Source organism: Campylobacter sp. TJR-1 (assembly GCF_032840035.1).
Lineage (GTDB): Bacteria > Campylobacterota > Campylobacteria > Campylobacterales > Campylobacteraceae > Campylobacter > Campylobacter fetus.
The window spans coordinates 80417-101650 of sequence record NZ_JAWIZX010000006.1 but is presented as its reverse complement, the minus strand read 5'-3'; the positions used below and the strand labels follow the sequence as shown (position 1 = coordinate 101650).

Below are 21234 nucleotides of genomic sequence, written 5' to 3'. Positions count from 1 at the left end.
TTTTCTCCTTAAATAAAAATTTAGTATTTGAAATTATAAACCCGATAATATAATCAATAATAAACAAGAGTATCGTATTTAAAATAAATCATAAAAATTTAATGTAAAATCGTGTAAAATGCACTTTATGAAAAAAATAAAAGCGGTTTTTTTAGATAGAGACGGAGTTATAAACAAAGACTTAGGATATGTTAGCAAAATAGATGATTTTGAGTTTTGTGATGGTATTTTTGAAGCTTTGCGCGGATTTTTGAAGCTCGGTTTTGCGCTATTTATAGTTACAAATCAATCTGGCATAGGAAGAGGATATTACACTAGTGATGATTTTTTAAATTTAACTAAATTTATGCTTGATGAATTTAAAAAAGAGGATATTTATATAAAAAAAGTATATTATTGTCCTCATTCTCCAGAAGAGAACTGCGATTGCAGAAAGCCAAAGCCAGGTATGATTTTAAAGGCTTTGAGCGAATTCGACATAAATTTAAAAAACTCAATTATGATAGGTGATAAAAATAGCGATATGTTAGCCGCAAACTCCGCAGGCATTAATAATTGTTATTTAATCGGTGAAACTAGCAGCCTAAAAACTGCTTTAGACGTGTATAAGTTAGTATTTAAGGAATGTATATGAAAATAGTAGTAACCGGAGGAGCCGGATTTATCGGTTCAAATTTAGCCAAATATTTTATGAATGATAATGAAGTTTTGGTTGTGGATAAATTTAGAAGTAATGAAGTTTTTAGCAATGGAAATTTAAAAAGCTTTGGGCATTTTAAGAATTTAATCGGCTTCAAAGGCGAGATTTACTGCGGCGATATCTGCTCTAAAGATACTTTAAAACAGATAGAGAGTTTTAACCCAGATGTTATATTTCACGAAGCAGCCGTCTCAGATACTACCGTGAGCGAACAAGACGAGATAATAAAAATAAATTTAAACTCGTTCAAAGATCTATTAGAAATAGCTAAAAACTGCAGTTCAAAAATGATATACGCAAGCAGCGGCGCCACATACGGTAATGCTCCAAGTCCTCAAACCGTCGGACGTTTTGAAAATCCCGGAAATGTTTATGGCTTCTCTAAATTGATGATGGATGAGCTAGCTAAAGAGTTTTATGCTAAGTTCAAAACTCATATCGTTGGACTTAGGTATTTTAACGTATATGGCGGAGGTGAATTTTTCAAAAACAAAACCGCATCTATGGTTTTGCAGTTCGGACTTCAAATTTTAAGTGGTAAAACTCCAAAATTATTTGAAGGTAGTGATAAAATTTTAAGAGATTTTGTTTATATAAAAGATGTTATAAATGCAAATAAACTAGCCATAAATGGTATAAGCGGAATTTATAATGTAGGAACGGCAAATCCTAGGAGTTTTCAAGATATCGCCGATATTTTACAGCGTGAAATCGGTGTAAATTTAGGAAACGAATATATAAAAAATCCCTATACTGCTCAGTATCAGTTTCATACCCAAGCAAATATCGCTACTACAAAAAATGGATTAAAATATGAGCCAAAATGGAGTTTAGAAGATGGAATTAAGGATTATTTGCCGGAGATTAGGCGTATTTTTAAGGAAGAATTAAATGGTTAATGTTTTAGTAGTGGGAGATCTGATGATAGATCATTACGTGTGGGGAAGTTGCGATAGAATCTCCCCAGAAGCTCCCGTGCAAGTAGTAAATATCAAAAACGAAACTAAACGCTTGGGGGGTTTAGGAAATGTTGTTTCAAATTTGAAAACTCTTGGCAGCGAAGTAGGCGTTATAAGTGTTGTCGGTGATGATGACGTTGGTGATGAGATACTTGAACTTCTAAAAGATAGAGGCGCTAAAACCGAGCTTATCATCAAAGAAAAAGGACGAAAATCCAGCCAAAAAAGTCGCATTATGGTAGCTCATCAACAAGTACTTAGACTAGATACCGAAAGTGTTTGCGAGATAGGCGTGAGCGATGATATCATATCTAAATTTGAAAATATTTTGAGTGGATATGATATCGTTTTGCTTAGTGATTACGGAAAGGGCGTATTAAGTCCATATCTTACAAAAGAGATTATAAGAATCACGAAAAAATCAGGGAAAATGGTTTTAATAGATCCAAAAGGCAAAGATTACTCAAAATACAGCGGCGCTACTTTGCTAACACCAAATAAAAAAGAAGCTAGCGAGGCGCTAGGATTTGGGATAAATGACGAAGATGATTTAAAACACGCTTTAAAAATGCTTAAAGATAAATTTAAGCTTAATTATTCGTTAATTACTTTAAGCGAAGATGGAATAGCGCTTTTAGATGAAGATGTGAAAAAATTTCCGGCACTCGCAAAAGAAGTATTTGACGTAACAGGAGCAGGCGATAGCGTGCTTGCTACTCTTGGATACTGTCTTGCTAGCAAAATGAGTTTAGAAGAGTCTATAGAAATAGCAAATTTAGCGGCTGCTGTGGTAGTCGGTAAAGTAGGAAGTGCGGACGCTAGTTGGGGAGAAATCGAGAATTTGAAGTCTAAGAAAAGCGGCTTTGAACGTAAGATTATAAGTCTTGACGAGTTATTAAGAGTGGATAGAAGCGGTAAAACTATGGTATTTACAAACGGTTGTTTCGATATACTTCATTTCGGACATATTAGTTATTTACAAAGCGCAAAAAAGATAGGAGATATGCTTGTTGTAGGGCTAAACTCCGATAGATCTGTTAAAGAGTTAAAAGGAGACAATAGGCCAGTAAATGCCCAAAGCGACCGAGCAAGTATGCTAGCTGCTTTGGAATTCGTGGATTTTGTCGTGATTTTTGATGAGGATACGCCTTTAAATTTGATAAAAACGTTAAAGCCCGATATTTTAGTAAAAGGCGCCGATTATACAGGTAAAAAAGTTGTTGGAAGCGAGTTTGTTCGTGAAGTAAAGTTGATAGATTTTGTAGATGGAAAGAGCACCACGAATATAATTAATAAGATAAAAGGATGAAACCTGTGAGAGTAGTCGGGCTAATAGGCGGTATGAGCTGGGAGAGTACTCTTACGTATTATAAAGTATTAAATGAAGAGATAAGAGATAGGCTAGGAGGCTTGCACAGCGCTAAATGTATAGTTTATAGCTTAGATTTTCATGAAATAGAAAAATTTCAAAGCCAAAACGAGTGGCAAAAAAGTGGTAAAGTATTATTAGACGCAGCTTTAAATTTAGAAAAAGCCGGTGCCGAGTGTGTGATGATCTGTACGAATACTATGCATAAAGTTGCCGATATGATAACTGCTAGTTTAAAAATACCTTTTATCCATATCGCCGATGTTACTGCTCAAGCTTTGAAGCAAAACGGATCTAAAAAGGCGCTTTTGCTTGGTACCAAATACACCATGACAGAGAGTTTTTATAAAGATAAAATATCTAAAAATTCCATGGAAGTAGTAGTTCCAAATAAGTCTGATACGGATTTTATAAATAGCGTGATTTTCAATGAATTATGCATCGGCAATATAAAACAAAGCTCTAAAATTGAATTTATAAAAATAATAAACGAGTCAAAAAAACTCGGTGTAGATAGCGTCATACTAGGATGCACCGAGATAGGTCTTTTAATAAAAGATGACGATTGCGATATAAAGATATTTGATACGACGCTGCTTCATGCTAAGGCCGCGGCTGATTTTTCTATAAATTAAGGAGTAATTATGAGTATATTTTTAAATGAGTTAGAAGCTCACAAAGAGACTTTAAACATGGTTTATGAGTTAAATGAAAATGTTTTAAAAGCGTGTGAAATGGTGGTTGAAACTTTAAAGAACGGCGGTAAGGTTTTAATATGTGGAAATGGCGGAAGCGCTGCAGATTCTCAGCATTTTGCAGCAGAACTTACCGGGCGTTATAAAACAGAGAGAACTCCGCTTGCCGGGATCGCTCTTAGCACTGATACTTCGGCTCTTACTGCGATCGGAAACGACTATGGCTATGATGAGGTTTTTGCAAGACAAACAGCAGCTTTAGGCAGACGCGGTGATATTTTGATAGGAATTTCTACTAGCGGAAATAGTGCAAATGTTTTAAAAGCACTAAAAACGGCAAGGCAAAATGGACTAAAAACACTTGGGCTAAGCGGTAAAAGCGGAGGCGCTATGAATGATTTGTGTGATTTAAATTTGATAATACCTGCTAATGATACTGCTAGGATTCAAGAGATGCATATTTTAGTGATTCATACTATTTGCGGGGCTGTAGATTTAGCGTATAAATAGCATCTAGCACCATTTTTGGTGTTAGATTTTTCATGCATTCGTGCGAGTTCAAAGGACAAACTCTCTTCATACAGGGCATACAGTCTAAATCAAGATGCAATATCTTTGCATTGTTGTTTTTATATGGAGAAGTTTCTTTGAACTTAGTAGGTCCAAAAAGCGCTATAGTCGGCACCTTAAAAGCCGCTGCTATATGCATAGGACCGCTATCGTTGGTGATAAACATATCAAGACCCGCTATAAAGCTTGCGAGCTCGCAAACGGTGGTTTTGCAACATAAATTTTGGTATTTAACTCCGTTTTTTTTAAGCTCTAATGCTATTTCATCGCAGATATTTTGTTCATTTTTCCCTCCAAAAACGACAACTTCATAACTCTCTTTTAAATTTATCGCTACGTTTGCAAAATACTGCGGATACCATCTTTTCGCACTTCCGTAGCTTGCTCCTGGATTTATTCCTAGAGTTTTGTTTTTAAATTTAAAAGGAGTAAAATATAACTTTAGCTCATCTGTGCTTTTTTTTAAATTTATACAATCAATAATAAAATTTATATATTTTTGCACTTGATGAATTTCGTTTTTTGTAGGTGTAAAAATAGCTTTTTTGTCTGCTTTTATAAATTTAAAAAATACTTTTGAGTAGAAATGACTTCTAAAACTTATGGCTATATCAAATTTATCTAAATTTAAAGCTGTTTTTAGCAGATAAAATAGTCTAAATCTAGCTTTTTTTGAATTATCGATAATAATATTTTCACGGTTTGGATAAGAGCTGTAAATACTCGTGCTAATCTCTGAGCCAAAAAAAGTTATTTTACAGTTTGGATAGTTTAGAGCTAGACTTTGCACGGCGGCGCTCGCCATCACGGAGTCACCTAGCCATGTCGGCAGTTCAATTAGTATGCGCATTTATGATTTCCATCGTTTTTTTAGCGTTATCTTCTATGCTGAATTTTTTTGATAATTCTAAATTTGAAGTTTGTATTTTTGAAAGCAGTTTGTTGTCTTTTAAGATTTTTTCTATGAAATTTGCTATCTCAAAACTCTTAGGATGATCCATGATAAAATCTTTATCAAGTATCTCGCTAGCACCGTTTTGTCTAGTTGTTATGCAGACGCATCCATAGCTAAGGGCTTCTAAAATAACGTTAGAAAACGGCTCATAATGAGTAGGAAATATAAATATATCAGCACCTTCATAAAAGTCGTTTACGACTCTTTGTTTGCCTGTAAATATGGCGTTTATGCCTAGTTTTTTTGCTAGATTTTTATATTTTTTTATATTTTTATCACTACCTACTATAATTGTGTTTATGGCTAGTGATATTTTTGAGATAATGCTTAGAAACTCGCTTACTCCTTTTCTTTTAAAACCGCTTCCTACAAAAAGTAGTATAGGAAGCTCGTAATTTAGCCCGAATTTCTCGCAAAGTCGCATTTTTGCACTTCCTTTTTCTACTTTTGTCGGAAGATTTATACCGTTGTATATAGTTGTTATTTTATCTTTATCGATACCGTACGTATCTATGATTTGCTGTTTTATCAAATTTGAGTTTGTGATTATGCTTTTGGAATTTAAAAAGCATCTTTTCTCAAGATAAACATATACAAAATTTAAAGGATTAAAAAACCAAAATGGTTTTAAAGATCTATAAACTTTATGCACCCCATCGCCCGCCCTGTAGATATCGGCTGATGTGACTCTGTCTAAACTGAAGTATATTTCATCTTCATTTTTTTCGTTTTTTACTTGAGCATTAAATTTAAGTGCTTTTAGCCATGAACTTAACTTTTTATTTCCTTTAAAACTTCTTATCTCTGAGTTTATGCCTGAGTTTTTAAGGGCGTTTTTAAGTCGTGTCAAGTACCTTTCAGCCCCACCAGTAGCACTTGGATCTGTTCTTAGAAATACTATCTTTTTCATTCAATCATTTTAACATAAAAATAGCTGTTTTTACATTATTTTTTAATATAATGTTGGTTATAATACAATTATTTCATAAGGAAAATCGTGAGCAAAACAAGGCTTTTTAAATATTTTGATATAGTTATTTTGATACTTTTGGCGCTATTTTTTATAACTGAGCATCATTTTAAATTTACCGCCGTTAAAAATATATCTCTTTACCTATCATTTTTGCTTGTTTTTTGCTTGTTTTTGATAGATAAAAAAGCACTATTTTTAAATTTAAAAACAAATTTCAATAGTGCAAAACCAGCATTTTTGGCTATTATATTTTTTATTATCTACGTTGCCGTAGTATCGTTTTTTCCATATGATCCTAGATTTAATTCGTTTAAAGAGGCTTTTAGCGAGTTTGGAAGAGGCTCTGTATTTTTGATAGTTATTTTATGCTGGTTTGATGGTAGCAAAGATAAGATAAAATTTATGTTTTATTCTGTTATTTTAGCTTTTATTTTTGTTACGATTTCTTACTCTAAACCTCTGTTTTTTAATTTCAATGATATCGATGCGGAGACGTTTGAGAGCGGAAGGATTATTAGCAGAGCTTACGCTGATTACGTAGATAGATTTTTAGCTTTTGGACTAATATCTATGCTGTTTTTTAGATCAAATTCGATACGGTTTTTATCGCTGATTTTATGTATAATTTTACCTATAATTATGGACGTTTTAGCCGGAGCCAGAGGTAGTTATTTGGCTGGATTTGTCTGTATCGTTCTATTTTTTATTATTAGTTATCAAAATGGATTTAAAGAGATTTATAAGAAAAATTTAAAATACATAGTAGTTTTTGCAGCCATCTGCTTTTCTGCTATTTTTTTGATACTTTTTGACTCATCTATCGCTAAATACAAGCTTTCGCAAGGATCATATAGTTCCGGAAGAGATCTTATACTAAAAGAGAGACTTCCGCTTTTGCTAAATAGCCCAAGAGCTTTTGTCGGATTAGGGTATGGCAAAGATCAGTATGACTCATTTTTACGTGATGAAAATGACAAAGGAGCAAATATCTCTATGATGCAAATTCATAAAGATAGCGGGGAGAGATTTTGGTGGAACGATGAACCTTTTTTTGTGGGAAAATACTATTATTACGGTGTATTCGGCACATCAATGTTGGTTTTTATAGTGCTTTGGCTTGTTTTGGTATCTTACTCTAAATTTAAAACAACAAGAAATCTTATGTATCTAGCTATATTTTTGTCGGTGATTGCATATTTTGGAGTGAGAGGGCTATTTGAATCAATTAACTTACGAATATTATATATGTTTTATATGGTTGGATTTGTGATGATGCTTAACTCATACTATAAAAAGGATAGTGATGAAAATTTTGCTTATAAGAAACGATAATATAGGTGATCTTATCTGCACGACTCCTGCTATAGAGGCGCTTAGAAAACATTTTCGTAACGATCAAATCGATATAGTAGTAAATAGTTATAATGAATGCGTTATAAAAAATAATCAATTTATAAATAAAATTTATAGTTATACAAAACCAAAGCATAAAAAAGGAATCCTCCAGAAGATAAAAGCCGTTTTTGGTAAAGCTAAAATGCTGTTTGAAATTTATAAAACCGGTTATGACACTGCGATTATATTTCGCACCGGCTACTCCGCTTCTGCCGAATTATTCGCTATAACTAGTAGAGCAAAAAAAATAATCGGAGTAGGTGACAAAAATGGCAAATCACACGTTAGTGATAAAATATTATTTTCAGGTGAGCATGAAGTTATGTTCTGTTTTGAGTGTTTAAAGTCGTTTGGAATATGCTATAACGGTGAAAAAACACTTTTCGTACCAGATAGTATGAGTGAGCAATATAAAGATTTTGTATTTTTTCATATTAGTTCAAGGATCCCTCAAAATATGCTAAATGACGAGCAGATTTTGGGCATATCTGGGTTCTTAAAATCCAAATTCGATAATGTTGTTATAACGGCTGAAGATTCTGATTTTGGACAAAATATATCCAAGAAAAGCGGTATAAAATACCTAAAAACATCAAGTTTTAAAGAGCTTGCGAACTTTTTAAGCGGCGCAAAGCTGCTTTTGTCGTGCGATGGCGGTGTTATGCATCTTGGACCGGCGCTCGGTGTAAAAACTATAGGAATACTCGGAAAAACAAATATAAATCGTTGGTCGCCGTGGGGAGCAAAATGTCTTCAAGATGAGAGCCTAGTAGCTTCAAATTTAAATATACAAACGGTATTTGACGCAGTTAACGAGGTGATAAAATGATAAATATATTAGAGCTTGAAAGCTCACTTGGATTTGGTGGGCAAGAGCATAGAACTATGCGTCTTATCAACGCGCTTGATGAGAGTAAATTTAAAGTATTTTACGGATTAAACAGAGGGTCAAAATCTCTTGAAAAACCTATAAAATGCAGCTTCGTGGAGTTTAATCTAAAAAAAGTTTATAATATTTTTACTATTATTAAAATTTGCTGGTTTGTTAAGAAAAACGGCATTAAGATTATTTCTACACATTCTGGAAAAGATGGAAATATCGGCTCTATCGTTGGTAAAATTTGCGGCGTAAAAGTCGTGCGTACAAGACACTTGCAAACTCCTATAAAATCACCATTTAGTTATAATCTTAGCTCAAAAGTAGTAGCCGTTTCAAATGCTACTAAAGAGTCTCTAGTAAGACGTGGTGTAAAAGAGAATTTGATAGAAGTTATCCGCACAGGTGTTGATACTCAAAAATATACTAAAAATTTTAAATTGAATTTAAAAAAAGAGTTAGGGTTGAGTGAAGAAACTGTATTGATAGGCATAGTAGCAGTTCTAAGAGCGGCTAAAAATCATAAACTTTTAGTAGAAGCTTTTAACGAGTTAAACTTACCTAAAACAGCTTTGGTTATTATCGGCGACGGGCCTCAAAAACAGAACTTAGAAAATCTTATAATCGGTAGAAATAACATATTTATGCTTGGAAATAGAGATAACGTGAGCGAGTTTTTAGGTTCGCTTGATATCTTTGTGTTGCCATCAAATATGGAGGCTCTGGGCACTGCTATCTTAGAAGCAAGTAGCGCAGGAGTTGCTTGCATAGGAAGTAGAGTCGGAGGCATACCAGAAGCTATCAAAGACGCTCAAACAGGACTTTTGTTTGAAAACGGAAATTTAGAAAGTCTAAAAACGGCTTTGAAAATTTTGATAGAAAACACAGATCTTAGAGCTGAGTTTGCAGAAAACGGTATAAAATATGTAAAAGATAGCTTTTCTACTGAAGTTATGGCAAAAAAGACGCAACAAATTTATGAAGAGCTGGTAAATGAAGATTAATTTTTATGAGTTGGTCGTTAAATTTTTACTTAGAAATAAAAAAGTTATAAAAACCAACTTGGTAAGCGAATCTTTTAAAACCGTCTGTTTTTTTAGTAATACCGCCATAGGAGACACGCTTTTTAACATTCCTGTTTTTAGGGAATTTAAAAAGGTATATCCAGATAAAAAAGCCATAGCTCTTTTAAACCCATCAAACGCGGATCTGTTTATAAATAGTCCGTTTATAGATGAAATAATTTTATACAATGGTAAATGGAGCGGTTTTTTCAAGACTTTAAATATATTGAAATCCAAAAATATAGATATAGCTTTTTTGCTTCATTCAAATGAGCCTCAAGCTACGCCATTAGCGGTTCTTAGCGGTATAAAATATATTTTTAAATTGCCAAATTCTAAAAATGAATTCAACCATTTCCACTCAAACTCTACCTTGGCTTATGGCAAACTTAGGTATATTGTTCTAAATAGACTGGAGCAGCTTAGTTTTATAGGAATTAACTCTGATAATACGAGACTTGAGCTATTTTTGGAAGATAGTTGTTATAAAAACGTAGATAAAATATTAAAAAGAAGCGGCGGCGAGAAATTTATCGGTTTTCAAATGGGTGCTAGTACGGTTTCTAGACAGTGGTTTTTACAGCGTTGGAAAGAGCTTGGAGATTTGATTTTAAAACAGACTAATGCAAAAATAGTTTTAACCGGAAGTCCCAGTGAAAAGCATATGTGCTACGCTCTTGAGAAATTGCTTGATAGTAAAAATGTTTTGAATTTAGCTGGCAAATTTAGTATAAAAGAAGCATCAGCGTTGATAGATAGGCTTGATATTTTTATCACTCCAGACACGGGACCGCTACATATAGCAGCTGCACTTAGAACGCCTACTATAGCATTATTTATCGTAGCAGAGCCTGAAAATTCAAATCCAAATTTTGATACCGATATACATAAATTTATAAAAAAAGAAAGAACTTGTGAAATTTGCGTTTCAAAAAGGTGTAAATATCAAGCTTGCATGTTACAAATAGAAGCAAAAGAAGTTTTTGATATACTAAAAGAGATGATATGAAAAAGATTTTATTTATAGATACCGGGCTTGAATATGGCGGCGGAACGAAAAGTTTTTTATATCTTTTAGGTGCTTTATTAGGCAAAAATGAGTATAAAATTTATGTATATTTTGAAAATGATTATATGGTTGGTGATAAAAAAATATCGCAGATAATCGATAAAATGGGTGCTACTTTTATATATTTTAAGCCTAAAAATAGGATTTGTAAAATGAAAAGAGAGATTTTAAGGGTGTTTTCGAAAAAACTTTTGGATAAAGTTTTGTATACAAATGATCTAAAATTTGCTTTTGATCTGCTAAAAAGTCTGAGCATCCATGCCGTGCATCTTAACAATCATTTTTCAACGAATTTGGCTTACAATGAAGCTGCAAATTTGCTTGGCATAAAAGTTATCCAGCATTTAAGAAAGAATTCAAAAATAGAAGATTTTAAGCTATCTAAGCTGAAAAAACTCAATTTTTTAGCTATTAGCGTTTCAAATTCAACTTATGATTTTTACGCTAATCAGATAGAAATTTCTAAAAATATCGTTTATAATCCTGTTATTTGTAGCGGTTTAACCACGAATAAACACTCGGATAATTCTGATATTTCTATCATTATGCCGGCAAATTTCTTGAGTCTTAAAGGACACAGCCTTGTTTTCGATGCTTTTTTGAGTTTAAAAAGAGATGATATTAAGCTTTATCTAGCAGGAGGCGAAGTGGATAAAAAACTTATCCAAAAACTTCAGGTGTTAGAAAAACAAGGTAAGGTAAAATATCTTGGTTTTGTAAAAAATATGGATAAAATTTATGCAAAGAGCGATTATATTCTTGGATTTTCAAGTGATGAGGGATTGCCTAGAGTTGCTATCGAAGGACTTAGCATCGGACTTGGAGTGATATATTCTGATATACCAGTTATCAGAGAAATTTATAATATTTCGTCAAATAAAGATAATTTTCATATAGTAAAACGCGATAGTGTTTCTTTGTTAGAATGTTTGAAAAAGCTTAAAAAGCCAACATCCAAAGAACCAGATATGTCTATAATATCTAATTTCAGTTTGGAAAACTATCTTTGTCAGATAGAAAAGATTTATAAAGATTATTTATAAATTCATATATATTTTTTTCATCTTTTTGAGTGATTTCAAAATACTTTTTAGCATCCGCTTTATAAATCGTATCAAAAACAGCACTAAACGGTGGTAAATTTGATTTTATGATAAGCGAGTTAAATACGCCTCTTTGTTCGCTTGCAAAACAAGGCCCCATAAAACATATGGTAGGCACTTCCATAGTGTCTGCGATGTAGTAATTTCCGGTATCACTTGAGATATAAAGATTCATTTTTGATATGTAAAAAGGCAGTTCGTTAAGGCTGATTTTATCTACTAACGATACTATTTTTATATTTTTTGTGTCGGTATTTTTAAGTAAATTTATCTCATCTCCGACTCCAAAAATGTAAATTTCAACATCGAATTTGCTTAATATTTCAAATATTTTATCCCATGTTTGAGGAATTATCGTTTTCATTTTATTTCCGGCACTAAGACTCAATCCGATTTTGAATTTATTCTCATTTATAAATAAATTTTCATACTTTTCGGGTATAAATAGTGGTTTTTGAACCATTTTTTTAACTTTAATCATATCTTTTTGAAGCTCATTTTGAAAAAGTTCTAAATCAAGCATTTTTAAGTATGTTTTAAGCGTTAAATCTTCTTTTGTATGGTGAATAACCTTGGCATTTTTTGAAAGTAGGTAAAAAAGAGAACTGTTTTTGTAGTGACTGATCGTAATTATATGATTTGAAAAAGCGAATTTAGCTAGAAATAAATTTAGATTATTTGGCATCAAAACATAAATTTTATCATAGCTTTTAAAAAATAGTTTAAAACCCAAAATAAACTTTTTAACCCCTTTTTTATATCGGTTTATTATAAATTTATTTTCTATTCTAGAGTCGTAATTTGCAAAATTAATATTAATTTCATCTAAAACAATATCAAATTTACCACCTTTAGTGCTGCTAGCTTCGCCAAAAATAATTGTAGAGTTGGCATAATCTCCGATTTTGGCTGTTTGAATAATTAATATTTTATCTGTTTTTTTGCGAAAAAATGCTAAAATCAATAAAAAAGGATATAGTAAAAAGTAGTATATAACGTACAAATTCAACCTCTGTTTTTTGTAAGAATACTATTTTTTTTATTATAAAAAGATTAGATATGAGTATAACCGTTCTTATGTATCATCATGTTTTGCCAAAATCAGGATTTATCGCTAGCAGTCTTAATGAATTTGAGTCTCAAATGAGGTTTCTTAGTCAAAATGGTTATAAAACTTTAAGTTCAGATGAGTTTTTGAAATTTAAAAAAGGTGAGCTTAAACTACCTAAAAAGAGTATTTTTATAACTTTTGATGATGGTTGGCGAGATAATTATTACTACGCTTATCCTATTTTGAAAAAGTACGGTTTAAATGCGACTCTGTTTTTAGTGACTAGCTGGATAGAAAAAGCAAGTGAGCAAAATGCACTTAGAAAAGCTGAGTTTAGACCGTTATCGCATAAAGAAGCAAAACAAAAAATTATCAGCGATACTGCTGGTTTGTTTTTAAACTGGGACGAGGTGGAAAAAATGAAAGATGTTTTTGATTTTCACTCTCATACTAATGGACACGATGATGCTTATTTTGGAAATTTAAGATTTGAAGATGATATTTTTGCTTGTAAAAAGATCATAAAAGATCGTTTAGGATTTGATGACGCCCATCTTTGTTGGCCGCGCGGGCAATATGATAAAAGCAGATTACAAGCTGCAAAAGAGATCGGTTATGAGATATTTTATACCACAAAACGAGGTATAAATAAACCTGATAATAATTTAAAATATATAAAAAGAGTTGCAGTTAAAAAAGATGATAAGTGGTTAAAAAAGACGCTATTCATATATCAAAATGATATTTTAGGAAGCTTTTACTCGGCTTTGAAGAATTGAGATATGCTGTTTTTTATTAAATTTAAATCTAAATTTATAAGACAATCGCTCCTTTTTGAGCCATTACAACCATCTTTTCCGCAAGGAACGCAATATAGGTTTTTTTGAATAACTTTGTGTTTGCCCATTGTTTGAATACCGTTTTTTTGCGTATATCCGCTTTTTAGACAAGAGTTATCCCAAGGTCCCCAATGAAATGCCCCGCTAGGTCCAAAAAACGCTATGCAAGGCACATTATTTGCCGCTGCTATATGCATGATCGCAGTATCTACTCCTATAAATAGTTCCGATTTTGAGCTTAAAAACGCTACTTCTTTTAAATTTAAATTTCCTAAAAATAGTACCGGTTTTGCACTGCAGTTCTTAAGTATATTTTGTATTTTTTCAAGTTCGACCGGGTTTTTATCACAGGTTAATACTACTTTGTGATTTAAATTTAGTTCACAAAAATCTATGATTTTAGCCAAAGTTTCATCATCTATACATTTAAAAAGCCATCTGCTCATAGGATGAATATGAATAAATCTATTTGGTATATTTTTAAATTTAGAATCTTGTGAATAGTCATCAAAATAGATTTTAACTCTAGCGTTTTTTGGCTCATATCCTAAAGCTTTGAGTGCGTCCAAATTCGCTAGTACCGTATGCGTAGATCCTTGTTCTTTTATTTTGTGAGTTATAAATTTATTAAAAATACGATTTTTAGCTAAGTATGATACGACTGTTTTTGCACAGCAAAATTTAGCTATGATGAGACCTCGGTCTCCTTTTGTAGTTTGGATAACGATATCGAATTTCTCATTTTTTAGAGATTTTGCAAATTTATACTCAAGATAAATACGCCTAAAAGCATTTTTCTTTTTTATTTCATTTCTATCGTAAATATGTATTTTATCTATATTTGGATTGCCTTCTATCATCGCCTCGCAGCCTTTATTTAAAGCAAAATGTATCTTTGAATCCGGATAATAGTGTTTTAAATTTTCTAACAAAGGAGTCGTGAGTAAGACATCGCCGATATTTCTAAATTTCATTACTAAAATTTTCATTTTATATACTTCCAAAATGTATATTCGCTATAAAGTTTTGCGATGACAAAGCCATTCCAGCCCTCTAAAAAACCGCCTTTTAAAATATATAATTTAAAAAACGTCCAGCAAGGATTAAGTACGGCTTTTATTTTATTTGATTTTTTATTTAGGCTTGAATAGCTATTTTGTTTATTTATAAACTGCTCCACGCTCTCATAGGCATGGTGGATGAAGTGATTTTTTAGTACTCCTATTTTTGAGTTGGTAATCACGCTTTCATGCACGCTTCTACCGTCAAATTTAGCATAATTTTTATTGAAAAATCTTATCGTATAGTCTGGATAAAGGCCCATTTTTCTAATCGGCTTACCAAAAAAATAGTTTAGTCTAGCAACTTTATATACTTTAAATTTATGATTTTTAAGCTCGTTGGTAATTTCGTTTTTAAGCTCGTTGGTAACAACTTCATCGCTATCAAGCACAAATACCCATTCGTTTTTTGATAAATCAACACCGAGCTGTTTTTGTGCACTAAATCCAAGCCATTTTTGGTGAGTGATTTTAACGTTTTTAAATTCAGAACAAATACTTAAAGTTTCATCGTTTGAGCCGCTATCTACCACTACGACTTCATCGGCCCAAGATATGCTTGATAGCACTTCTTTTATGTATTTTTTACTATTGTAAGTCAGCACTACAAAGCTTATCATTTGTAAATTTCTTCATAAAAATGTTTAAATTTTTTATGCATCCAAAAGTATTCGTCCGGTTTTTCTTTTATCATCTGTTCAGTAGCATCGCTTTGAGCTTGAGTCGCTTTTTGAAGCTTATCCCCTTCATAATTTTCAGCTAAAATCTCTTTAAAAAAGCAAATTTCGTTTTTATCCCTTGAAATACGTTTTATAAAAGCAGGAATGATGATGGCTCCTGTTTTGTTAGCAAATATACTAGCAGCTGGGGTGTGCATGATCTTTTTGCCGAAAAACTCACACTGAACTCCATCTTTTTTGGCTGTATTTTGATCTACTAAAATTCCAAGCAGACGCCTATTTTTAAGAGCTTTAAGAATATCTCTAGCGCCGCCGTCTTTTGGTATAAGCTCTATGTCAAATTTTGTTCTATTTTTGCTTAAAATTTGATCCATAACACTGCTATCAAGGTTTCTGCCGACTATAGAAACACTACCAAACTTTGCTGCCATCGCAAGACTGAAAAGCTCCCAGTTTCCATAATGCGCTGTTTGTACTATGATAGGGCGTTTTGTGTCTAGCGCGTCTAGCAATATATCTTCATTTTTGAAACTAACTTTATTTAGTATATTTTCTTTTGTGCTATCTTGATTTCGTAAAAAATCAGCTCCGAAATAGCCGAAATTTCTGTACGTTGCTTTTATAATTTTTTCTATTTTTTGCCCTGTAAATTCCGGAAAACACATTTTTAAATTTACTCTCATGATGTTTGTATGTTTTTTATCGAATTTATAAAAAATATACGCAAGTGCCGTAAAAAACGGACTTTGCAATGATTGTGGTGCGTAAGTTACTACAAATTTAAAAAATTTATATAAAAACAGATAAATTATATCACTCATCAATCAGCCTTTTTGCCTCTTTTATAACTAAATTCGGATCTATATCACATACGCAAAAATCACTTTTATCAATGCATTTTGCATCTATCTTTTTTCCTGTGTCTAGTACTATATTTTTATCTGTTTTATAAGCGTTTCTTTTGCTTGGGCGATTTCCGAAAATAGTTATAGAAGCTCTATTTTGCGCCCACGCAATGTGAGTTATACCGCTATCGTTTCCTATGACTAAATCGACTTTGTTTATAAGATTTATCATACGATTTAAACTAAGTGCAGGAAGTAGTTTGGCGTGAGTATTTTTTGTAAGATCTAATGCTTCAGCCTTTTCTTTTTCTGAGCCAAAACTTATAAAGATATTATACTTTTTTAATCCGTTTATCACCGTTTTAAATTTGTCGTAGCGTTTGCTTTTTTCGCTTGCAAAAGGTGCTATTAGTAGATTTTTACTGTTTTTATCTAAAAAATCAAAATTATCGTCGTTTACTTTAAAGCATGGTATTTTATTATCTATTTGGCTTGTTGTAAATTTAAAATTAAGGGCTTTGCTGGCTAGAGTTAAATTTCTAATTATTATATTTTCATTATAATCGCAGTTGATTTTTGCATTATAAAACATGCTGCAAAGTGGCTCTTTTGCGCTAAACTTATCAAATCCTACCAAATTTTTTCCTAAAATTCGCCCGACGATAGCTGATTTTATAAGTCCTTGAAGGTCGATGATGATATCAAATTTATTTCTAAATTTAGATAAAATTTTGTAAGTTTTTACAAATTTTTTATCTTTTAAAGGAAGTTTTATAACTTCTTTTATATCAGGATGCGAGTCTAAAATAGAGCCGAATTTTTCATCTGCAAACCACGAAATTTCGGCTGCTTCGCAATATTTTTTTATAAATTGCAAAACTACGGTTGCATGTACTATATCGCCAAGGCTGGAGAGTTTTATGATGGCTATTTTCAACTATTTTTCCATTGTTTTTTGGTATGATTGTATAAAAAATATTCTAAAAAGTAGGTAAAATGGCAAGAAGTGAATATATATGCGTGTTTGATTGCGAGACCGTACCAGATAGCGATACTTTAAGACGTGTTTTTGGCTACGAAGGAAGTGATATAGAAGTAGCAAAAGAGGCTTTTAAAACTCAATTAGAAAAAAGCGGAAGCGAGTTTTTGCCTGTTTGTTTTCATGAAGTCGTTGCCATATCGGCTGTTATGGCGGATAAATTTGGTAGATTTTTACGAGTTTCTACGATGCAAGGTAAAAATGAAGAGGAGAAAATAACTAAATTTATAAACTTCATAAACGAGCATAATCCTCGTTTGGTAAGTTTCAACGGTCGCGGTTTTGATCTTCCTATGCTGATGGTGCGTGCTATGCGGTACAATCTTCAAGCCGAGCCGTATTTTAGTACAAGCGATAAAGAAAACGGGAAGGATAAATGGACAAATTACAGAAGCAGATATGATGGCATTTTTCATCTTGATTTGCTTGATCATATCAGCGATTTTAGAGCTGTTAGTGGACTAAAATTAGATACTCTTTGTGCCTCTTTAAATCTCCCTGGAAAATACGACGTGCATGGAGATCAGGTTATTGACATGTTTTATGAGGAAAAATTAGACAAAATAAATGAATATTGCGAGTCTGATACGCTAAATACATACTGGTTGTTTTTAAAATATGAGTTGCTGCGCGGAAAACTAACTAAAGATGATTATGCTAATTATTTATCTCAAATGAGCGATTATTTAAAAGATAAAAAAACAGACATGAGCTATACGCCTGTGTTTTCTAAATTTATAGACGATGAATTAGGTAGACTTAAAGATAGCTTATGATATTTTGGTGTATAATTTTCTAAATTTAAAAAAGGTTCGCGATGAGAGATATAAAAATAGGGATTATCGGTCTTGGATACGTCGGAATGCCTTTAGCTGCGGCATTTAGCGACGCTTTTAGCGTTGTAGGATTTGACCTTAATGAAAAAAGAATAAACGAGCTAAAAAACGGTATCGATAGAACTCTTGAATTAGATGAAGAACAGATGGCTAAAGTACTAAAAAACGGTATGAAATTTAGCGTAAATTTGGACGATATAAAAGAGTGCAACTTTTACATAGTTACGGTTCCAACTCCGATCGATAAAAATAATCGTCCTGATCTTACTCCGCTTTATAAATCAAGCGCGAGTTTAGCCAAAGTGCTTAAAAAGGGCGATATAGTAGTGTATGAAAGTACCGTTTATCCGGGTGTCACAGAAGATGAATGCGTGCCTGTGCTTGAAACTAGCGGGCTGAAATTCGGTGTGGATTTTGAGTGCGGATACAGCCCTGAGCGTATAAATCCGGGTGATAAAGAGCACACGGTCACGAAAATCAAAAAAATCATCTCCGCAAGTAGTTCTGCAGCCCTTAAAACAGTAGAAGACGTTTATAGCAAGATCATTAAAGCAGGAGTTTATAAAGCTAGTAGTATAAAAGTAGCCGAAGCCGCAAAAGTCATAGAAAATACGCAGCGCGACATAAATATTGCCTTTGTAAATGAGCTATTGATGATATTTGACAAGATGAAGATAGATACCAACGAAGTGCTTGACGCTGCCGCGACTAAGTGGAACTTTTTAAATTTCCGCCCAGGACTCGTGGGAGGCCACTGCATCGGTGTAGATCCATACTATCTTACGCATAAAGCCGAAGAGATCGGCTATCACCCAGAGATCACTTTAGCAGGACGAAGAATAAATGATAATATGGGAATTTACCATGCAAATCAGTCTGTTAAAATGATGATAAAAAACGGATTAAAAGTAAATGGTGCTAAGGTTTTAGTGCTTGGAATCACTTTTAAAGAAAACTGCCCCGATATCCGCAATTCAAGAGTTATTGACGTGATAAAAGAGCTCAAAGAGTTTGGTTGTAACGTAGATGTTTATGATCCTTGGGCGGACGCAAACGATGTGAAAAAAGAGTACGGCGTAGAGCTTTTAGAGAGTTTAAATTTAAGCGGACACGACTGCGTGATCTTAGCTGTGGCACACAAAGAGTTCGCTAAAATAGACTTCGGCAGATGTTTATCTTATAAAATCAAACGAATTTAAAGGCATTTTATGAAAATTTTAGTTACTGGAACAGCCGGATTTATAGGATTTCATCTAAGCCGTGAGCTTGCAAAGCGTGGCGATGAAGTGGTCGGATTTGACTGTATAAATGATTATTACGATATAAATTTAAAATACGCAAGGCTAAACGAGCTTGGTATAAAACGTGAAAATATAGAAGAAAACGTAGCAGTTAGATCCAGTATTTATCCAAATTTAAGCTTCATAAAAGCCGATTTAAGCGATCTTAAAACTATGCAAAAGCTTTTTGAAAACGGCTCGTTTGACTGCATAGTAAATTTAGCCGCGCAAGCAGGAGTTCGCTACTCTCTCATCAATCCGCACGCCTATATAAATAGCAATATTTTAGGTTTTACAAATATTCTTGAATGTTGTCGTAATTATGGTGTGAAAAACCTCGTATATGCAAGCTCAAGTTCGGTTTATGGACTAAATGAAAAAATGCCGTTTTCCACTCACGAGAGTGTAAATCATCCCATCAGTTTGTACGCCGCGAGCAAGAAATCAAACGAACTTATGGCGCACACTTATAGCCATCTTTTTGGACTTAGCACGACCGGACTAAGATTTTTTACCGTTTATGGCGAGTGGGGACGTCCTGATATGGCTCTGTTTTTATTTACCAAAGCTGCCTTAGAGGGCAAAGCTATCGATGTTTATAATTATGGAAAGATGAAAAGAGACTTCACTTACGTAGCTGATATCGTAAAAGGCGTAATGAAATGCGTGGATAACCCGGCTATTGCGAATTTAGCGTGGGATGCAAGCCATCCTGATCCAGCTACTTCAAACGCGCCTTATAAAATTTATAATATCGGAAATAACTCTCCAGTCGAGCTAATGGACTACATAAAGGCGATCGAGATAAAACTAGGACGTGAAATTAAAAAAAATCTTATGCCGCTTCAAGCAGGTGATGTTCCTTCGACTTACGCCGATGTAAGCGATCTAGTAGAGGATTTTAACTATAAACCAAATACTAGCGTAAATGATGGAGTTGCAAGATTCGTGCAGTGGTATATGGACTATTATAAAGTAAAAATTTGAAGTTTTTAGCTCTATTATTAATCGCTTTTTTAATTTTAAAAGCTGAAGTTATGCTATTAAAAGAGTATAATGATGAAAATTTAAGCGGTTGGTTAATGAGCGAAAAGTATGATGGCGTGAGAGCTATCTGGGATGGCAAGAGTTTGAAAAGCAGAAATGCTAAGATCATCAAAGCTCCAAAATGGTGGCTAAAAGATTTTCCGAATTTCGCTATAGACGGTGAGCTTTGGAGCGGACGAGGCGAGTTTGAGTTTATCGGCTCCGTGATTAGCTCTTTTGATGATAAAGGTTGGGAAAATATCAAATTTATGATATTTGATGTGCCAAACGCTAAGGGAAATTTGCGCGATAGACTAGAAGTGCTGCGTGAGTTTTTAAGTCAAAATTCAAATGAGTTTATACGGGTAATAGAGCAGATAAAAATAGACTCAAACGAAGACGCTTTTGCGTTTTTAGATGAGGTCGTTAGCGGTGGCGGCGAGGGCATAGTCGTAAGAAATGAAAACGTACCTTATAAAAATGGTAGAAGCGGCGAAATTTTAAAGCTCAAAAAGTTTAAAGATAGTGAGTGTAAAGTCGTCAAACTGCAAAACGGTAAAGGTAAATTTGAAGGACTTTTAGGTTCGCTGATTTGTGTTGATATTTTTAGTAACATATAGTTTAAGATAGGTTCTGGTTTTAGTGATGAGCAAAGATCAAATCCGCCAAAAGTCGGCACTATCATTACTTATAAATATCAAAATTTAACTAAATACGCTAAGCCTAGATTTCCCGTATTTTTACGTGTTAAAAGCGATAATAATTTAACAAAATAAAGGATAAAATATTAAAAAAGTATGTTTTTTAGCTGTAGTATTTGTCATAAGCGCCGGCGCATGGCCTATAAA

23 protein-coding genes are annotated in these 21234 nt (G+C 33.1%); 16 read left to right on the top strand and 7 right to left on the bottom strand.

Translation table 11 applies throughout. The features are described from left to right. Positions 1–127: 127 nt before the first annotated feature. The 5 genes from gmhB to gmhA are packed head-to-tail and all read left to right on the top strand — an operon-like array spanning position 128 to position 4233. Positions 128–634: a D-glycero-beta-D-manno-heptose 1,7-bisphosphate 7-phosphatase gene (gene gmhB, locus RVY88_RS07775; RefSeq protein ID WP_010404164.1), complete on the top strand. Its 507-nt coding sequence runs from the start codon at positions 128–130 to the stop codon at positions 632–634. Next, positions 631–1599, top strand: coding sequence for an ADP-glyceromanno-heptose 6-epimerase (gene rfaD / locus RVY88_RS07770; protein ID WP_002850283.1), 969 nt, complete (start codon positions 631–633; stop codon positions 1597–1599). Before gmhB ends, rfaD begins: the two co-directional genes overlap by 4 nt. Continuing rightward, positions 1592–2968, top strand: coding sequence for a D-glycero-beta-D-manno-heptose-7-phosphate kinase (rfaE1, locus tag RVY88_RS07765; RefSeq protein WP_011732197.1), 1377 nt, complete (start codon positions 1592–1594; stop codon positions 2966–2968). Before rfaD ends, rfaE1 begins: the two co-directional genes overlap by 8 nt. Positions 2969–2973: 5 nt before the next feature. Next, positions 2974–3663 (top strand): aspartate/glutamate racemase family protein, encoded by a 690-nt coding sequence (locus tag RVY88_RS07760; RefSeq protein WP_202930991.1) that lies wholly within the window; start codon positions 2974–2976, stop codon positions 3661–3663. Positions 3664–3672: 9 nt separating this feature from the next. Next, on the top strand, positions 3673–4233 hold the full coding sequence (gene gmhA / locus RVY88_RS07755) for a D-sedoheptulose 7-phosphate isomerase (RefSeq protein WP_002850280.1): 561 nt from the start codon (positions 3673–3675) through the stop codon (positions 4231–4233). Here gmhA and waaF read toward each other — a convergent pair. Beyond that, positions 4199–5143 (bottom strand): lipopolysaccharide heptosyltransferase II, encoded by a 945-nt coding sequence (waaF, locus tag RVY88_RS07750; protein WP_002850278.1) that lies wholly within the window; start codon positions 5141–5143, stop codon positions 4199–4201. The genes gmhA and waaF overlap by 35 nt on opposite strands. Further along, a complete protein-coding gene (locus RVY88_RS07745) occupies positions 5127–6158 on the bottom strand; it encodes a glycosyltransferase family 4 protein (protein WP_162167453.1) in 1032 nt (343 codons plus the stop codon). Before RVY88_RS07745 ends, waaF begins: the two co-directional genes overlap by 17 nt. A gap of 87 nt (positions 6159–6245) precedes the next feature. Between RVY88_RS07745 and RVY88_RS07740 the strand changes: the two genes are divergently transcribed. Genes RVY88_RS07740 through RVY88_RS07720 form a run of 5 tightly spaced genes read left to right on the top strand, consistent with a single transcriptional unit; the run spans position 6246 to position 11669 of the window. Further along, positions 6246–7553 carry a hypothetical protein gene (locus tag RVY88_RS07740; RefSeq protein WP_002850276.1) on the top strand — a complete coding sequence of 436 codons (1308 nt, stop codon included), beginning with the start codon at positions 6246–6248 and terminating at the stop codon, positions 7551–7553. Next, the gene (locus RVY88_RS07735; RefSeq protein WP_162167452.1) at positions 7525–8445 is read left to right on the top strand and encodes a glycosyltransferase family 9 protein; all 921 of its coding nucleotides are present in this window, start codon (positions 7525–7527) and stop codon (positions 8443–8445) included. Before RVY88_RS07740 ends, RVY88_RS07735 begins: the two co-directional genes overlap by 29 nt. Then, entirely contained in the window at positions 8442–9497 is a 1056-nt protein-coding gene (locus tag RVY88_RS07730) for a glycosyltransferase family 4 protein (protein WP_162167451.1), read from the top strand. The genes RVY88_RS07735 and RVY88_RS07730 overlap by 4 nt, the downstream gene beginning before the upstream one ends. Then, a complete protein-coding gene (locus tag RVY88_RS07725) occupies positions 9487–10566 on the top strand; it encodes a glycosyltransferase family 9 protein (protein WP_162167450.1) in 1080 nt (359 codons plus the stop codon). Before RVY88_RS07730 ends, RVY88_RS07725 begins: the two co-directional genes overlap by 11 nt. Then, complete coding sequence (locus tag RVY88_RS07720) at positions 10563–11669, top strand: glycosyltransferase family 4 protein (RefSeq protein WP_065844728.1); 1107 nt, start codon at positions 10563–10565, stop codon at positions 11667–11669. Before RVY88_RS07725 ends, RVY88_RS07720 begins: the two co-directional genes overlap by 4 nt. Here the strand turns inward: RVY88_RS07720 and RVY88_RS07715 are convergent. Then, entirely contained in the window at positions 11614–12732 is a 1119-nt protein-coding gene (locus RVY88_RS07715; RefSeq protein ID WP_038453996.1) for a glycosyltransferase family 9 protein, read from the bottom strand. The two genes, RVY88_RS07720 and RVY88_RS07715, sit on opposite strands and share 56 nt — an antisense overlap. Before the next feature lie 56 nt (positions 12733–12788). Here RVY88_RS07715 and RVY88_RS07710 point away from each other — a divergent pair, with 56 nt between their 5' ends. Further along, complete coding sequence (locus RVY88_RS07710) at positions 12789–13559, top strand: polysaccharide deacetylase family protein (RefSeq protein ID WP_042960173.1); 771 nt, start codon at positions 12789–12791, stop codon at positions 13557–13559. Here RVY88_RS07710 and rfaQ read toward each other — a convergent pair. Genes rfaQ through waaC form a run of 4 tightly spaced genes read right to left on the bottom strand, consistent with a single transcriptional unit; the run spans position 13538 to position 17142 of the window. Next, on the bottom strand, positions 13538–14608 hold the full coding sequence (gene rfaQ, locus RVY88_RS07705) for a putative lipopolysaccharide heptosyltransferase III (protein ID WP_002850269.1): 1071 nt from the start codon (positions 14606–14608) through the stop codon (positions 13538–13540). The two genes, RVY88_RS07710 and rfaQ, sit on opposite strands and share 22 nt — an antisense overlap. After that, positions 14605–15300 carry a glycosyltransferase family 2 protein gene (locus RVY88_RS07700; RefSeq protein ID WP_002850267.1) on the bottom strand — a complete coding sequence of 232 codons (696 nt, stop codon included), beginning with the start codon at positions 15298–15300 and terminating at the stop codon, positions 14605–14607. The genes rfaQ and RVY88_RS07700 overlap by 4 nt, the downstream gene beginning before the upstream one ends. Continuing rightward, positions 15297–16181 carry a lipid A biosynthesis lauroyl acyltransferase gene (locus RVY88_RS07695; protein ID WP_162167449.1) on the bottom strand — a complete coding sequence of 295 codons (885 nt, stop codon included), beginning with the start codon at positions 16179–16181 and terminating at the stop codon, positions 15297–15299. The genes RVY88_RS07700 and RVY88_RS07695 overlap by 4 nt, the downstream gene beginning before the upstream one ends. Further along, entirely contained in the window at positions 16174–17142 is a 969-nt protein-coding gene (gene waaC, locus RVY88_RS07690) for a lipopolysaccharide heptosyltransferase I (protein WP_002850263.1), read from the bottom strand. The genes RVY88_RS07695 and waaC overlap by 8 nt, the downstream gene beginning before the upstream one ends. A gap of 59 nt (positions 17143–17201) precedes the next feature. On the opposite strand from waaC, the gene RVY88_RS07685 reads away from it, so the two are divergent. The 5 genes from RVY88_RS07685 to RVY88_RS07665 are packed head-to-tail and all read left to right on the top strand — an operon-like array spanning position 17202 to position 21162. Then, positions 17202–18020, top strand: a complete 819-nt coding sequence (locus RVY88_RS07685; protein ID WP_011732190.1) for a 3'-5' exonuclease — start codon at positions 17202–17204, stop codon at positions 18018–18020. A gap of 41 nt (positions 18021–18061) precedes the next feature. Next, a complete protein-coding gene (locus RVY88_RS07680) occupies positions 18062–19279 on the top strand; it encodes a nucleotide sugar dehydrogenase (protein WP_162167448.1) in 1218 nt (405 codons plus the stop codon). Between the two features lie 9 nt (positions 19280–19288). Beyond that, entirely contained in the window at positions 19289–20347 is a 1059-nt protein-coding gene (locus RVY88_RS07675) for an NAD-dependent epimerase (protein ID WP_162167447.1), read from the top strand. Then, positions 20344–21006: a DNA ligase gene (locus RVY88_RS07670; RefSeq protein ID WP_317051290.1), complete on the top strand. Its 663-nt coding sequence runs from the start codon at positions 20344–20346 to the stop codon at positions 21004–21006. The genes RVY88_RS07675 and RVY88_RS07670 overlap by 4 nt, the downstream gene beginning before the upstream one ends. A gap of 6 nt (positions 21007–21012) precedes the next feature. Then, positions 21013–21162, top strand: a complete 150-nt coding sequence (locus RVY88_RS07665; protein WP_317051294.1) for a hypothetical protein — start codon at positions 21013–21015, stop codon at positions 21160–21162. Positions 21163–21234 lie beyond the last annotated feature (72 nt).

Bases quoted from the DNA above. Each gene is read 5' to 3' on its own strand.
- RVY88_RS07700 (WP_002850267.1), bottom strand. From the start codon at position 15,300: ATGATAAGCTTTGTAGTGCTGACTTACAATAGTAAAAAATACATAAAA.
- RVY88_RS07675 (WP_162167447.1), top strand. From the start codon at position 19,289: ATGAAAATTTTAGTTACTGGAACAGCCGGATTTATAGGATTTCATCTA.
- RVY88_RS07735 (WP_162167452.1), top strand. From the start codon at position 7,525: ATGAAAATTTTGCTTATAAGAAACGATAATATAGGTGATCTTATCTGC.
- rfaQ (WP_002850269.1), bottom strand. From the start codon at position 14,608: ATGAAAATTTTAGTAATGAAATTTAGAAATATCGGCGATGTCTTACTC.
- gmhB (WP_010404164.1), top strand. From the start codon at position 128: ATGAAAAAAATAAAAGCGGTTTTTTTAGATAGAGACGGAGTTATAAAC.
- RVY88_RS07695 (WP_162167449.1), bottom strand. From the start codon at position 16,181: ATGAGTGATATAATTTATCTGTTTTTATATAAATTTTTTAAATTTGTA.
- rfaD (WP_002850283.1), top strand. From the start codon at position 631: ATGAAAATAGTAGTAACCGGAGGAGCCGGATTTATCGGTTCAAATTTA.
- waaF (WP_002850278.1), bottom strand. From the start codon at position 5,143: ATGCGCATACTAATTGAACTGCCGACATGGCTAGGTGACTCCGTGATG.
- gmhA (WP_002850280.1), top strand. From the start codon at position 3,673: ATGAGTATATTTTTAAATGAGTTAGAAGCTCACAAAGAGACTTTAAAC.
- RVY88_RS07745 (WP_162167453.1), bottom strand. From the start codon at position 6,158: ATGAAAAAGATAGTATTTCTAAGAACAGATCCAAGTGCTACTGGTGGG.
- rfaE1 (WP_011732197.1), top strand. From the start codon at position 1,592: ATGGTTAATGTTTTAGTAGTGGGAGATCTGATGATAGATCATTACGTG.
- RVY88_RS07680 (WP_162167448.1), top strand. From the start codon at position 18,062: ATGAGAGATATAAAAATAGGGATTATCGGTCTTGGATACGTCGGAATG.
- RVY88_RS07720 (WP_065844728.1), top strand. From the start codon at position 10,563: ATGAAAAAGATTTTATTTATAGATACCGGGCTTGAATATGGCGGCGGA.
- RVY88_RS07730 (WP_162167451.1), top strand. From the start codon at position 8,442: ATGATAAATATATTAGAGCTTGAAAGCTCACTTGGATTTGGTGGGCAA.
- RVY88_RS07685 (WP_011732190.1), top strand. From the start codon at position 17,202: ATGGCAAGAAGTGAATATATATGCGTGTTTGATTGCGAGACCGTACCA.
- RVY88_RS07710 (WP_042960173.1), top strand. From the start codon at position 12,789: ATGAGTATAACCGTTCTTATGTATCATCATGTTTTGCCAAAATCAGGA.
- RVY88_RS07725 (WP_162167450.1), top strand. From the start codon at position 9,487: ATGAAGATTAATTTTTATGAGTTGGTCGTTAAATTTTTACTTAGAAAT.